Genomic DNA, 11,974 nt, shown 5'->3' with positions numbered 1-11,974 from the left:
CTCAGCCTCCACAGAGTGCGGCACAGCGGCAACCCGATAAGGGCACTGGCCGTTCGGCCTCCGCCAACCGTCTCGCTACGGCGCTCCAGAATCGGATAGGCTTCCGCGGCTCTGCGTAGGCTGTGCGCGTGGATGTGACGGGGTGTCCTGGGTGCGACCTTCTGGCCGGTCGCCGGGAGTTGCCCGGAGGGGTCCTGCACGAAACCGCCGCTTGGGTGGTGAACCACGTCGTCGGTCCGATGAATCTCGGCACCCTGATCGTCGGTCCGCGGGAGCACGTCGGAGATCGCCTAACCGGTTGGCCGGTTTCGACGAGCAGCCCTGCGACTGCCGGGGTCCGGGTCCGGTCTCCGGGAGTTCCGGCGAGGACGTCGAGCTGCTGTACCTCGTCCCCGAGCGGCGAGCCGCCCCCACGATGGCCCGGCTCGTCGCTCCGGACCTCACCGACCGCCGGGCACCGGTCACCTCCGGCGGACCAGAGTGATGCCGTCGGCCCGCCACCACCAAACCAGGTACTGCCCCTCTTCGGCCATGACCCGCATCGCTTCCCCACCGGGCAGGTCCGCGGTCAGCCTGGGTGGTCGTGGCCCGGAAGACGTTGCGTCAGGGCGCGGGTGCGTGCGTTCAGTTCGTCCGTGGACACGACGCACAGGCCGACGAGCACGTCCTCCAGGGCGGCCAGCCAGAGCCGGTAGTAGTGATGTGGCTCGTCCTGTGTCAGAGCGGTCTCCCAGGCCGCGATCCGGGCGATCAGCGCCGCCTGGAATCGCGGCCAGGTGAACGCGCCCGCCTCGTACAGGCCGACGGCCATGGCGAAGGCGCGGCCCTCCCAGGGCTCGGCGAACACCAACTCGCCGTTGGAGCGCGGCGGTGCGGCCGGGCCCTCGATGTCCAGCGGCGCGGTCATGGCGCCGCCACCTTGGCCACGCCGACCATCGCGTCCCGAGTCACCAGCGGCACGAGTTGTTCCTCGGACAGGTGCTCGGTGCCGGCCGGACGCTCGGGCAGTACGAACCAGCGCACCTCACTGGTGGAGTCGTGGACGGTGATCCGCACGTCGTCGTCGAGATCGAGCCCCATCTCGGACAGCACCGTGCGGGGCTCCTTCACCACGCGTGCGCGGTAGGCGGGGTCCTTGTACCAGCTCGGCGGCAAGCCGAGCACCGGCCACGGGTAGCACGAGCACAGGGTGCACACCACCACGTTGTGGGTGGTCGCGGTGTTCTCCACAACGACAATGTGCTCGCCCTGCGGCCCTGAGAAGCCGAGCTCCTCGATGGCCGCTGTGCCATCGTCGAGCAGCCGCCGCCGGTACTCCGGGTCGGTCCAGGCCCTGGCGACGACCTTGGCGCCGTTGAGCGGGCCGACTTTGGTCTCGTAGGTGGTGATCATCCCGTCCAACACCTTCGGGTCGATCAGGCCCCGTTCGGTGAGCAGTTGCTCGAGCGCCTCGGTACGCAGGGCCACGGGAAGGGTCTCGCCCGCCCCGCCATGGGTGGCGGTCATGAGGTGGTCTCCAGGTATGTCTCGAACAGCTCAACGGTGAGCGCGAAGGGTTCGGCGTCGGAGCCCCACAGCTCGCGTGAGGCGAATCGCACCGAGTAGACGTACTGCGGATACTCGCCCTGGAAGTGGGCGTTGGTGTCCGGCAGCACGAAAGCGGGCTGGACGATCTCGACGATCCCGGTGTGTCCCCGTACATAGCCCGGCAGCCGGGTGTGCCCGGGCACCGGCATGGCCTTGGCCCGTACACGCTCGCCGACAGCGAAGGCGGGGGCGGTGGCCACGGAACGCAGCGAGCCCTCGGCGGTCGGCGCGTAGTCGGGTACCGCGGGCTCGGGGATCGGCGGCTCCGCTACGTGTTCGCCCCGTAGGTTGCGGGCGCGGGCGTCGATGGCACCCGGCGCCAGAATGGCGCTATCGGTGAGCATCAGCTCCGCGCCGTTGAGCCATCGCCCGAAGTAGCCGTCGTTCAGGTAGGCGGCTCGGTCCAGACGCTCGAGCGCGTGCCGGAAGGCGTCCAGGTTGACGCCGCCGTACGCGATGCGGCCGGAGAGACTCGCCAGCGCGAATGCCCGGCTCTGCCAGGGCTCCTCGAAGACCGGCTCATCACGCCTCGGCGGATGAACGGGGCCCCATCCCGGGGTACCGCCCATATCGGCAATCCCCTCCACTGCACCACTCCCCAAATGCGAACATAATGGACCAGATGCCCCGAATCGTATACGCCAGATGTCATCCGTGCCGCGACGACGGCGCCTCGAATACGCCTCGGCCGCGCACCAGCACCCCGCCCGGCCCTCCGAACGCGGGTGGTGGCAGCCTGTTCCGTACTCTGGCGGCATGCGCATGCGCCCCACTTTGAGCTGGACCCCTGCCGAGGACCTGCCGCCGGGCAGCACGGATCTGGAACCGGTCGCCGACGCACTGAGCACCGGCGGTGTGCTGGTGCTCAGCGGGGCGGGCATCTCCACGGAGTCGGGCATCCCCGACTACCGGGGCGCGGGCGGGAGCCTGAGCCGGCACACCCCGATGACCTACCAGGACTTCACCGCCAGCGCCCAGGCCCGGCGCCGGTACTGGGCCCGCAGCCACCTCGGCTGGCGCACCTTCGGCCGCGCCCGCCCCAACGACGGGCACCGGGCCGTGGCCGCGTTCGGGCGGCATGGCCTGCTCTCGGGCGTGATCACCCAGAACGTCGACGGCCTGCACCAGGCCGCCGGCAGCGAGGGCGTCGTGGAACTCCACGGAAGCCTGGACCGGGTCGTCTGCCTTTCCTGCGGCGCCTTCAGCCCGCGCCGCGAACTCGCCTGGCGGCTTGAGGAGGCCAATGTGGGCTTCGAGCCGGTGGCCGCCGGAATCAACCCGGACGGCGACGCCGACCTCACCGACGAACAGGTCGGGGACTTCCGCGTAGTGCCCTGTACGGTCTGCGGCGGCATCCTCAAACCCGACGTGGTGTTCTTCGGCGAAGCCGTACCGCCGAAGCGGGTCGAGCACTGCCGCGAACTGGTCCGTGAGGCGGCCTCGCTGCTGGTCCTCGGTTCCTCACTGACAGTGATGTCCGGACTCCGGTTCGCCCGCCAGGCCGCCCAGACCGGAAAGCCGGTGCTGATCGTCAACCTCGACCCGACCCGGGGCGACCGGCACGCCGTCACCCGGGTCGCGCTCCCGCTGGGGACGGCCCTCACCGCCGTGGCCGACCAACTGGGCATCCCAGGTCAGTAGCCAGATCCGTGGTCCCTCTTCGCGGCCGCGGCGAGGGACTGGCCACTCGCCGGTGCCGAATCCCGGTACCGTCAGGCGCTCGGTAAAGGCCATCTCGATGCCGCGAACAACCTCGCCATCCGTACCGCCGGGCGTTGAACAACGGCTCGAAGCACGCGGCGCACGCGTTGGCCACGCTCGCGCAGAAGATGCGACTGAAGGTGCGACTGAAGGTTCTTGACCGCTTCCCGCCTGACAACGATCGATACGCTCGCTTGCTTCGCGGACCTCACGGCCAGGCTCCCACTCACAAGGAACCGGTCAGGAGTTGGAGCAGGAGGCTGGTGACCGAGACCACCACCCACAGGCAGGCACCGAGGATGAGCGGTCGGGGGCCGGTGCGGCGCAGTGCTGCGAGGTCGGTGGACAGGCCCGTCGCGGCGAGCGCGACGGTGATGAGAAAGACCGAGAGCTCGCCGAGTCCGTGGTGGGCGGCAGCCGGGATGAAACCCAGGCCGTTCGCCGTGGTCATCAGCAGGAAGCCGATCAGGAATCCGGGCACCAGCTTGGCCACCCGAAGCCGGGGACGGGCCGTGGCCTCCGCCGCGGCACGGTTGCGGCGTCTCACCAGCCAGGCCAGTCCCAGGCAGATGGGGATGATCATGAGGCTGCGGGTGAGTTTGACGACGACCGCGTGGTCCGCCGCGGTCCGGCCGTAGCTGGTGGCGGCGGCGACCACTGAAGACGTGTCGTTGACCGCCGTCCCCGCGAAGAGGCCGAAACTGTGCTGGCTCATCCCCAGCAGGTAGCCGAGCAGCGGGAAGGTGAGCACGGCGGCGATGTTGAACAGGAAGATGGTGGAGACCGCGTAGGCCACCTCGGCCCCGGCCGCGCCGATGACCGGGGCGGCCGCCGCGATCGCCGACGCGCCGCAGACGCCTGTGCCCACGCCGATCAGCGCGCGAAGGTCCCCGACGATGCCGAGCCACCGGCCGATGCCGTATGCGGCGGTCAGACAGACCACCAATGAGCCGATCATCACCGGAATCGAGCCGACACCCACCTGGACGATCTGGGCCGGCGACAGTTGCGAGCCCAGGACGACGACCGAAATCTGCAGGACTCGGTTGCTCGCGAAACCGATGCCGGGACGCCACCGCGCTCCTGTCCTCTTCAGGGCGGCCAGCAGCACACCGAGGACGATCCCGGCCACCGGGCCGCCGACGATCGGGAACATCTTCCCCACCGCCGTGCCCGCCACCGCGAGGGCCAGGACGAGGGCCAGACCAGGTACGAGAGAGGTCACGGCGGGCCGGGACGCCCGCGCCGGTTCGGCCTCCGGCCGTGCACGGACCGGACAGTCCAGATCTTCGCTCATGGCCTCGACTCTGATGCGCTCCGGACCACGGTTGTAGCCCCGAGATGGTGAGGAGGTCATAGCCAAGAGGCATGACTGCCGACCGGGTCCGGCCCATACCCTGGAGCTATGAGCCAGTTGCCGGATCCGGAATCACTGCGACTGCTCGTCCTGGTCGGAGACGTGGGGAGCTTGAGCGGTGCGGCGGCGCAGCTCGGTCTTACGCAGCCGTCGGCGAGCAAGCGGCTGTCCATGCTGGAGCGCAGGCTGGGCCTGGTGCTGGTGGACCGGACGCGGCGGGGGTCGCAGCTCACCGACGCGGGCCGGGCCGTGGCGGGCTGGGGGCAGCGGGTCCTGCAGGAGATGGAGGGGCTGCTGACCGGCACGGAGGCGCTGCGTACGAAGCGGGACGCCGAGCTGAGGGTGGCGGCCAGCATGACGGTGGCCGAGTGTCTGGTACCGGGCTGGATCGGCGAGCTGCGCCGCACTCGGCCGGAGTTGTACGTCGGTCTCCAGGTGACCAACAGCGAACAGGTTCCGGATCTGCTGCGCAGCGGAGCGGCGGACCTGGGGTTCGTCGAGTCACCGCGGGCCCCGGCAGGGCTGTCCGCCCGGCAGGTCGCCCGCGACCGGCTGCTCGTGGTGGTCGCCCCGGGGCACCCCTGGACGCGCCGCCGTCGCCCGCTGAGCGTCGCCGAGCTCGTGGCCGCGCCGCTGGTGCTGCGCGAACGCGGATCGGGCACCCGGGAGACCCTGGACCAGGCTCTGCGCAAGGCCGGCGTGGGCGAACCGCTGCCTCTCCTGGAGCTGGGGTCGGCGACCGCCGTGCGCAATGCCGTGATCGCCGGAACCGGCCCGGCAGTCATCAGCGAACTCGCGGTAGGGGCCGACCTCGCCGATGGCCGCCTTGTGTCGGTGGAGGTCGAGGGCATCGAACTACGCCGTGAATTGCGAGCCGTCTGGGCTTCGGGACGCGTCCCCGTCGGCCCCGCGGCGGAACTTCTGGCCGTGACGAGACGCCGCGGAAAGAAGGCATGAGGCGCTGCGGGGCCGACGCGACATCGGCGCCATCTCGCCCCTCGGCGGTCAGCTTGATCCCGGTACAGCGGCCGTAGCACCGCTCGCGGTCCGTGCCACGAAACCGCGCTTCTCCATGCGGGTCAGCTGACGCGAGACGCGGCTCTTCACCCAGCCGAGCGACTCGGAGAGCTCACCGACGCACAGCTCGCGCCCGGCCGCGCGCCACAAGGTCATCAGCACGCTGAACTCGGCAGGACCGCTCGACGAGATCGTCGGCGGAGGTTTCCGTCTGCTGGTCGCAGAGCAGGCCCTTCCCCTGCTGGATCCGGCCCCGCGGAGGCCGCCGTCCCCGCGCTCGCGTTCGTACTGTGGGGCCTGCCGTTCTTCTTCCTGGCCTCGGCCTACGTCGCCCGCTCCGCCTTCAACACCGCCTATGTGCACGCCGCGCTGCCGGCCGTGCTCACCGTGGTGATGGTCTGGATCATCGCCGTCTTCAACCTGACCGGGAGCGGCTTGCCCAACGGGCCGCTGTGGGCCCGGCTCTGCTCCCTGTTCGGCGGCCCGCTGTCGGTGACCGGACTCTCCCTGTGGGAGCTGCACCGACTGCGCACGCGCCACGGCGTGACCATACGCGGCTGAGACATCCCCTATCCGGGTATCGCGGCGCGCGGCGGTCGTACCTGCTTCTTCACCTGCTCGCGGGCCGCTATTGGCAGTTGGTACGTCCTGGCAGGCCCGCGGCGTACGCTGCGGATGTAAATGCGCCCTGCATCTTATTGACGGCGGAAGGGCTTGCCCGTGGGCGAGAGTGAGCTGTACTACCGGGACGCGACCGAGCTGGCGGCACTCATCGCAGGACGACAGGTATCCGCCGTGGAAGTGGTACAGGCGCACCTGGACCGTATCGCGGCGGTCGACCCGGAAATCAACGCCGTGACGGTGACCGCCGAGCGGGCACTCGACGCGGCGCGCGCCGCCGACCGGGCCGTGCGGGCGGGCACGGCTCTGGGCGCATTGCACGGCGTCCCGTTCACGGTCAAGGACTCGCTGGATGTGGCGGGGGTGGTCGCCGCACGCGGCTCGGCCCTGTTCCGGGACCATGTCCCGGCCGCAGACGCGACCGCGGTGGCCAGACTCCGTGCGGCGGGCGGGATTCCGCTGGCCAAGACGAACCTGCCCGAGTTCTCCTACTGGACCGAGACTGACAACGTCATCACCGGTAGGTCACTCAACCCCTGGGACCCCGAGCGGACTCCAGGCGGATCAAGTGGTGGGGAATCAGCCGCGATCGCCGCCGGGATGTCCCCGCTCGGATTGGGCAGCGATGTCGCCATCTCGGTGCGGGGGCCGGCCCACGACACCGGCATCGTCGCGCTGAAAGCCACCCGGGGCCGCATCCCGACCACCGGCCACTGGCCCGAGGTTCCCCGGCGCTACTGGCACGTCGGTCCAATGGCCCGCAGTGTGCGGGACATCACGGCCGCGCTGAGGGTCCTCGCGGGACCCGACGGTGTCGACGGTTACGTGCGGCACCACCCGCACCCTGCCGACCTGCCCGGGCCGAGGGGTGTAGCCGGGCTACGGGTGGGCTGGGCAACCGAGCCCGCCTTCGGCCCGGTGGATCGCGACGTGGCGGCCACCGTCACCGCGGCGGCCGACGCCCTGCGCACCCTGGGCTGCGCGGTCGAACCGGCCCCACTCCCCGAGCTGGAGACCCTCGACGCGACCGCGCTGAGCGCGGTGCTGTTCACTGCCGAGGTCGTGCCGTACTTCCGGCAGGCCGTCGCCGGCCGCGAGCCCGAGTTGCACGGCGTCATCCGGCGCGCGCTGACCGCGCCGGACGTGACGCTGACCGACTATGTCGCCGCCCAGCAACAGGTCGAGGCGCTCAGCTCGATGTTCTCCGGCTACTTCGACCACTACGACGTCCTGCTGTGCCCCGTGTGCCCCATCCCCGCGCCGCCGCACGCCCGGCAGACCTTCGATGTCGGCGACGTCACCGTCCCGGCACGCGGCATCATGCGCGCGACGGTCCCGTTCAATCTCACCGGCCTGCCCGCACTCTCCCTCCCCTTCGGAGCCACCGGCGGGAAACTGCCGATCGGCATCCAGCTCGTCTCCCGCTGGTACGACGAGGCGACGATCCTGCGGCTCGGCGCGGCCCTGGAGGAAATCAGCCCGGTCCGGCACCGCCACCCCGACCTCATCTGACCCGGCCGCCGATCCATCCGGCGTTGCCAAGCTGTGCAGTTTGGCCCACACCCGGGCCTTTGACCACTCCGAGACGCCGGCCACCCATCTGCGGCCGAGACGGCGGCTCCGGCGCCGGCCGCCGGGACAGCAGCGAACGTGAGACCGCACAGCCCGACCGATTGCGCCCCACACGGCCGGCGTCCGGCCGGTCATCGGCCGACCGAATCGCGACCTCAGGCGCTTTCATCGACCGGCGGGCGCGGCCTCCACGTCGCTGCGCAGCGTCCGCTCCTCTGCTCGGTTGTGGTTCGGTGTCCCGTCTCGAAGGATCCGGCCCCCGTCTCAAGTGACCTGGTCTGATTCGTCGTTGATCTCAGTTGATCTGGTTCGTCATCCTGATCACCGCACTACTCTGTCGAGCCATGAACGCGGACCGCTGGTTGGCAGACACCCGAACCTCCTACGACACGGTCGCGGTCAGCTACGCCGACCGACTACGCGAGGCTCTGGCCGAGGCGCCGTATCTTCGGGCGGCTCTGGCGCTGTTCGCCGACTTGGTGCACGCCGCTGGCGGTGGACCGGTGGCGGACGTGGGCTGCGGACCTGGACACGTCACCGCTCACCTGCGCGAGCTGGGTGTGGACGCTTTCGGCATCGACCTTTCATCCGCGATGATCGACGTGGCTCGGCGTGATCACCCCCACCTGCGGTTCGAGGTGGGTTCGATGACCGACCTCGACCTCGCCGATGCTTCAGTCGTCGGCCTGCTCGCATTTTGGTCGTTGATTCACGTCCCCGACGAAGCAGTGCCCACGGTCTTCGGCCACTTCCGGCGCGTGTTGCGCCCCGGCGGACCACTGCTGCTCGGCTTTCACGTCGGCGACGAGTCGAAGCTGAAGACGCAGGGCTACGGCGGCCACCCGATGAAGGTCTACGTTCACCGCCGCCAGCCTGACCAAGTGGCGGCCTGGCTACGCGATGCCGGGTTCACCGTCGAGGCGCAAATGCTGATCGACCCCGACGAGAGCGTTCCAGGTGCGGTCCTCTTCGCACGCCGTCAGTCCTAGCCACGTCAGCAGTCCAGTTGCGGCTGACCATGTTCGAGACGGGACATTCGGGGACTGCGCGGGGCGTACCGGCCGTGTGCCTGGAACTCCGTCGTCCCAACCGGGCAGGAGTCAACGGCTACGTGTCGGCCCTGGGCGCACGGTTTCCTACACTCGCAGGATGAACAACTACACGTGCACCCATTGCGGCACCGTCGGTCTGGCGGAAGGTTTCATCGAGGACGCCGGCGAGCACTCGCGCGGGTACGCGCGCTGGATCGAGGGCGCGATGGAGCGGGGATTTTTCGGGGGTGCCAAGCGGACGGGCCGACCCCGGCGGCAGATAGTGGCATTCCGCTGCCCCAAGTGCGGGCACCTCGAGCTGTTCGCCACCGACGAGGTGTAGTCGGCTCTCATTGCCCCGGACGCCCGTGCGAGCGGTCGCGCGTCGCGCACCGGGGCCCTCCGGGCTTCGACGCCCCATGGACATACTGCCCAGCCTGCGATCAGGACTCGACACCCTTTTGACATCGGAGTGGTCCGGAGGGCAGCAGCTGTCCGGGGGCAGTGGCAGCGTGTGGTGCTGACGAGGGCGTTCCACCGGAAGGCGGCTCTGCTCGTGATGGATGAGCCCACCGCCGCGCTGGACGCTCGCGCCGAGCACCACATCTTCACCGGACTACGGGGTCTGGCCAAGGACGGGTCGTGCAGGAAGGGACGTACACGCAACTCACCCGGGAGCCGGGGCTGTTCAGGTCCCTGTGGGCGCTTCAGCGGCGTACGGGCGGCGAGGCGAGCAACTGCGCATGACCACCAGCGCCGAGCGCCCCGGTCCCTCCACATCCTCTGCGCTGCTGCCATGAACCCGCCGCTCTCGGGAAGGACGTGCCCCTCGTGTTCACCACGCAGGACGAATGGAACTCCGGCTACGCCGATGGCCGCCGTTATCGCCGACTCAGCGACCGCGAGCGGTCACTGCTTGCCACACACCTCCCCGCCCCGGTCGACGCCAAGGCCCTCGACGTCGGGTGCGGGGTCGGAGAACTGGCAGCCCATCTGTCCTCGCTCGGCTACCACGTCGACGCCGTCGACTGGTCCGACAACGCCCTCGCCGAGGCAACCGCCCAGCACGGACATGCCGCCCGGTGGCTGCGCCTGGACATCGAGCTCGACGACTGGGCACCACTGCACGCCGACGGCTACGACGTGATCACCCTCCGGTTCGTGTATCCCTTCCTGAAACACCGCGACCGAACCATGCGGGCCCTCGGCAGCCGCCTGCGACCCGGCGCCGCCATCGTGGTCACCACGCCCCTCGCCGCCGACACCCCGGCCGAGCGGCGCGGCATCGCGCTCGACGAGGACGAACTCGCCCACCTGCGGGCCGGCTGGTCCACCACCGAACGCCACGACGCCGAAGGACTGGCCTTCGTAGTCCTGCGCGGCCCTCACCCGGCCGAGGCCACGCCACCGCCCTCGCTTTCGAGTTCGACCACCGTCCGGGACGGCCCGGCCACTCCTTGTCCATGATTCCCGCGGAGTACGTTCAGACGGTGCCCCATCACACGGTGTACGGCCGCCTGTGCATCCGCGACGAGCACGAGGTCTTGATGGCCAAACCGGATGATGAAGCCGCGCAGTCACCACTCTCTTCTCTCTGCTCTCGGGAGTCCCCGTGTCCATTGAGGACCTCAACGCCGAAGCCTGGACCGTCTACGGCCAACGTCAGCTGAACCGTGGGTACATGCCACCCGTCCCCGAACGGCTGGAGTGGGCTCCGTGGGAGGGGGTCGGTCCCGGTGCCGAGGTCCTTGGTGACGTCACCGGCAAACGCGTCCTGGACATCGGCTCCGGCCCCGGCCACCACGCCGTGCACCTGGCCCGCGTGCACGATGCGCAGGTCACCGCGATCGAGCTGTCCTGCACCCAGCACCAACGCGCCACCGGTACGCATGCAGACACCCCCGGCGTCCAATTCGTACATGGCGACGTGATCGACTACCTCCGCACCGCCCAGCCCTTCGACGCCGCGTACGCCATCGGCAGCCTCGCCTTCACCGACCCGCACCGATCCCTGCCCGCGCTACGCGACGGCCTGCGCCCCGGCGCCCCGCTGATCCTCTCGCTCCTCCACACCGACCTGAACGGCCGCGGCCCATCCACGACAGCCGCGCCACGCGAGCAGATGCTCAGGCTCCGCAACGATCCGCCGCTGCCCACCCGGATGTGGGTCCTGGCACCGCAACTGTGGGAGGACCTGCTCACCGAGCACGGCTTCCGAGTCGAGGCCATCGACCTCCTGCGCCCCTCCGACGAGAACAACCCCGTCGTGCAGCAGCTCATCCGCGCCCGCCGCCTCCCAAACCGCCCCGCACGCATCTCCAGCCGACCCCGCACCACCCGACCGCCCGCGCCGCACGCCGCCATCGGCGTCGGCGCCATCGTCCTCAGCGACCAGGGCGTACTCCTCGGGCGCCACCGTCGCGGCACCCTCGAACTACCGGGAGGCACCGTGGAGGCCGGGGAATCCCTCGAAGCGACCGTGATCCGCGAACTCGCCGAGGAAACCGGTCTGATCGCCCGACCCGACGACGTCACACTCCTGGGCACGCTCGTCGACCACGTCGGAGACATCGTGCGGGTCACCGTCGGCGCCATCGTCAGCACCTGGCAAGGCCAGCCGGGCACCCAGCCGGACGAGAGCGTCGGTGACTGGGCCTGGTACCCCCTGGACCAGTTGCCCGACGGCCTGTTCGTGTGCAGCGCCCAGATCCTCACCGCCTGGCGCCCCGACCTGCCCATCGACCACACCCCAGCGCATTTCACTCCCTACGCCTGACGCACGGCACCCTCCACGGCCGCGGCGGACGGCACCGCACGCGCATGATCCCGGGCCAGAGGTTGTCAGGTCCCCCGAGAGTGGGTCAGGGACGCTTCCGTCCAGCGCGCTGTGGCCGGGTGCGGCAGCCGGAAGACATCCAGGGTCCGGCCGAGTGTCACCGGGGAACGAGTGTCACTGGGTGCGGTCATCATGAGCCTTCCTGTGGGCGCCTGTTCAAGGCGTTCACGCAGTCGTCACCAGCACCGGCGGCCGTCCGGCCTCGGAATCCTCGCCTCCGCGCCATGACGCGCAACCTCCGCGTGTCCCGCG

Annotated in this window: 14 protein-coding genes and 1 pseudogene; 10 read left to right on the top strand and 5 right to left on the bottom strand. The window is 70.1% G+C overall.

Annotation, left to right across the window (positions count from 1 at the left end):
* Nucleotides 1-298: 298 nt before the first annotated feature.
* Nucleotides 299-484 (top strand): hypothetical protein, encoded by a 186-nt coding sequence (locus GWI24_RS10930; RefSeq protein WP_210945709.1) that lies wholly within the window; start codon nucleotides 299-301, stop codon nucleotides 482-484.
* Nucleotides 485-568: 84 nt separating this feature from the next.
* Here GWI24_RS10930 and GWI24_RS10925 read toward each other — a convergent pair whose 3' ends face one another.
* Genes GWI24_RS10925 through nthB form a run of 3 tightly spaced genes read right to left on the bottom strand, consistent with a single transcriptional unit; the run spans nucleotide 569 to nucleotide 2,174 of the window.
* Complete coding sequence (locus tag GWI24_RS10925) at nucleotides 569-907, bottom strand: nitrile hydratase accessory protein (RefSeq protein ID WP_210945708.1); 339 nt, start codon at nucleotides 905-907, stop codon at nucleotides 569-571.
* Nucleotides 904-1,506, bottom strand: coding sequence for a nitrile hydratase subunit alpha (nthA, locus tag GWI24_RS10920; protein WP_210945707.1), 603 nt, complete (start codon nucleotides 1,504-1,506; stop codon nucleotides 904-906). Before nthA ends, GWI24_RS10925 begins: the two co-directional genes overlap by 4 nt.
* Nucleotides 1,503-2,174 (bottom strand): nitrile hydratase subunit beta, encoded by a 672-nt coding sequence (nthB, locus tag GWI24_RS10915; protein WP_210945706.1) that lies wholly within the window; start codon nucleotides 2,172-2,174, stop codon nucleotides 1,503-1,505. The genes nthA and nthB overlap by 4 nt, the downstream gene beginning before the upstream one ends.
* A gap of 169 nt (nucleotides 2,175-2,343) precedes the next feature.
* Between nthB and GWI24_RS10910 the strand changes: the two genes are divergently transcribed.
* Complete coding sequence (locus GWI24_RS10910) at nucleotides 2,344-3,228, top strand: NAD-dependent protein deacetylase (protein WP_210945705.1); 885 nt, start codon at nucleotides 2,344-2,346, stop codon at nucleotides 3,226-3,228.
* Nucleotides 3,229-3,514: 286 nt separating this feature from the next.
* Here GWI24_RS10910 and GWI24_RS10905 read toward each other — a convergent pair whose 3' ends face one another.
* Nucleotides 3,515-4,585 carry a YeiH family protein gene (locus GWI24_RS10905; RefSeq protein WP_210945704.1) on the bottom strand — a complete coding sequence of 357 codons (1,071 nt, stop codon included), beginning with the start codon at nucleotides 4,583-4,585 and terminating at the stop codon, nucleotides 3,515-3,517.
* 108 nt (nucleotides 4,586-4,693) lie between these two features.
* Here GWI24_RS10905 and GWI24_RS10900 point away from each other — a divergent pair, with 108 nt between their 5' ends.
* Nucleotides 4,694-5,602 carry a LysR family transcriptional regulator gene (locus tag GWI24_RS10900; protein WP_210945703.1) on the top strand — a complete coding sequence of 303 codons (909 nt, stop codon included), beginning with the start codon at nucleotides 4,694-4,696 and terminating at the stop codon, nucleotides 5,600-5,602.
* A 48-nt stretch (nucleotides 5,603-5,650) separates the two neighbouring features.
* Here the strand turns inward: GWI24_RS10900 and GWI24_RS10895 are convergent, their stop codons facing one another.
* Nucleotides 5,651-5,818: a MarR family transcriptional regulator gene (locus GWI24_RS10895; RefSeq protein WP_210945702.1), complete on the bottom strand. Its 168-nt coding sequence runs from the start codon at nucleotides 5,816-5,818 to the stop codon at nucleotides 5,651-5,653.
* A gap of 201 nt (nucleotides 5,819-6,019) precedes the next feature.
* On the opposite strand from GWI24_RS10895, the gene GWI24_RS10890 reads away from it, so the two are divergent.
* The 7 genes and pseudogenes from GWI24_RS10890 (at nucleotide 6,020) to GWI24_RS10865 (ending at nucleotide 11,662) form a co-directional block, all read left to right on the top strand.
* A complete protein-coding gene (locus GWI24_RS10890; protein ID WP_247616183.1) occupies nucleotides 6,020-6,223 on the top strand; it encodes a hypothetical protein in 204 nt (67 codons plus the stop codon).
* Between the two features lie 159 nt (nucleotides 6,224-6,382).
* Complete coding sequence (locus tag GWI24_RS10885; RefSeq protein ID WP_210945701.1) at nucleotides 6,383-7,795, top strand: amidase; 1,413 nt, start codon at nucleotides 6,383-6,385, stop codon at nucleotides 7,793-7,795.
* Between the two features lie 404 nt (nucleotides 7,796-8,199).
* Nucleotides 8,200-8,844, top strand: coding sequence for a class I SAM-dependent methyltransferase (locus GWI24_RS10880; protein ID WP_210945724.1), 645 nt, complete (start codon nucleotides 8,200-8,202; stop codon nucleotides 8,842-8,844).
* Between the two features lie 160 nt (nucleotides 8,845-9,004).
* The gene (locus GWI24_RS10875; protein ID WP_210945700.1) at nucleotides 9,005-9,229 is read left to right on the top strand and encodes a hypothetical protein; all 225 of its coding nucleotides are present in this window, start codon (nucleotides 9,005-9,007) and stop codon (nucleotides 9,227-9,229) included.
* Nucleotides 9,230-9,308: 79 nt separating this feature from the next.
* Nucleotides 9,309-9,633: pseudogene (locus GWI24_RS45060) on the top strand (ATP-binding cassette domain-containing protein); the annotation flags it as partial.
* A gap of 84 nt (nucleotides 9,634-9,717) precedes the next feature.
* Nucleotides 9,718-10,353 carry a bifunctional 2-polyprenyl-6-hydroxyphenol methylase/3-demethylubiquinol 3-O-methyltransferase UbiG gene (locus GWI24_RS10870; protein WP_210945699.1) on the top strand — a complete coding sequence of 212 codons (636 nt, stop codon included), beginning with the start codon at nucleotides 9,718-9,720 and terminating at the stop codon, nucleotides 10,351-10,353.
* Nucleotides 10,354-10,498: 145 nt separating this feature from the next.
* A complete protein-coding gene (locus tag GWI24_RS10865; protein WP_210945698.1) occupies nucleotides 10,499-11,662 on the top strand; it encodes a bifunctional class I SAM-dependent methyltransferase/NUDIX hydrolase in 1,164 nt (387 codons plus the stop codon).
* Nucleotides 11,663-11,974: the final 312 nt, after the last annotated feature.

It is taken from the genome of Streptomyces sp. MK37H, assembly GCF_018035285.1.
Taxonomy (GTDB): Bacteria; Actinomycetota; Actinomycetes; order Streptomycetales; family Streptomycetaceae; genus Streptomyces; species Streptomyces endocoffeicus.
This window is presented reverse-complemented; position numbering and strand designations above follow the sequence as displayed.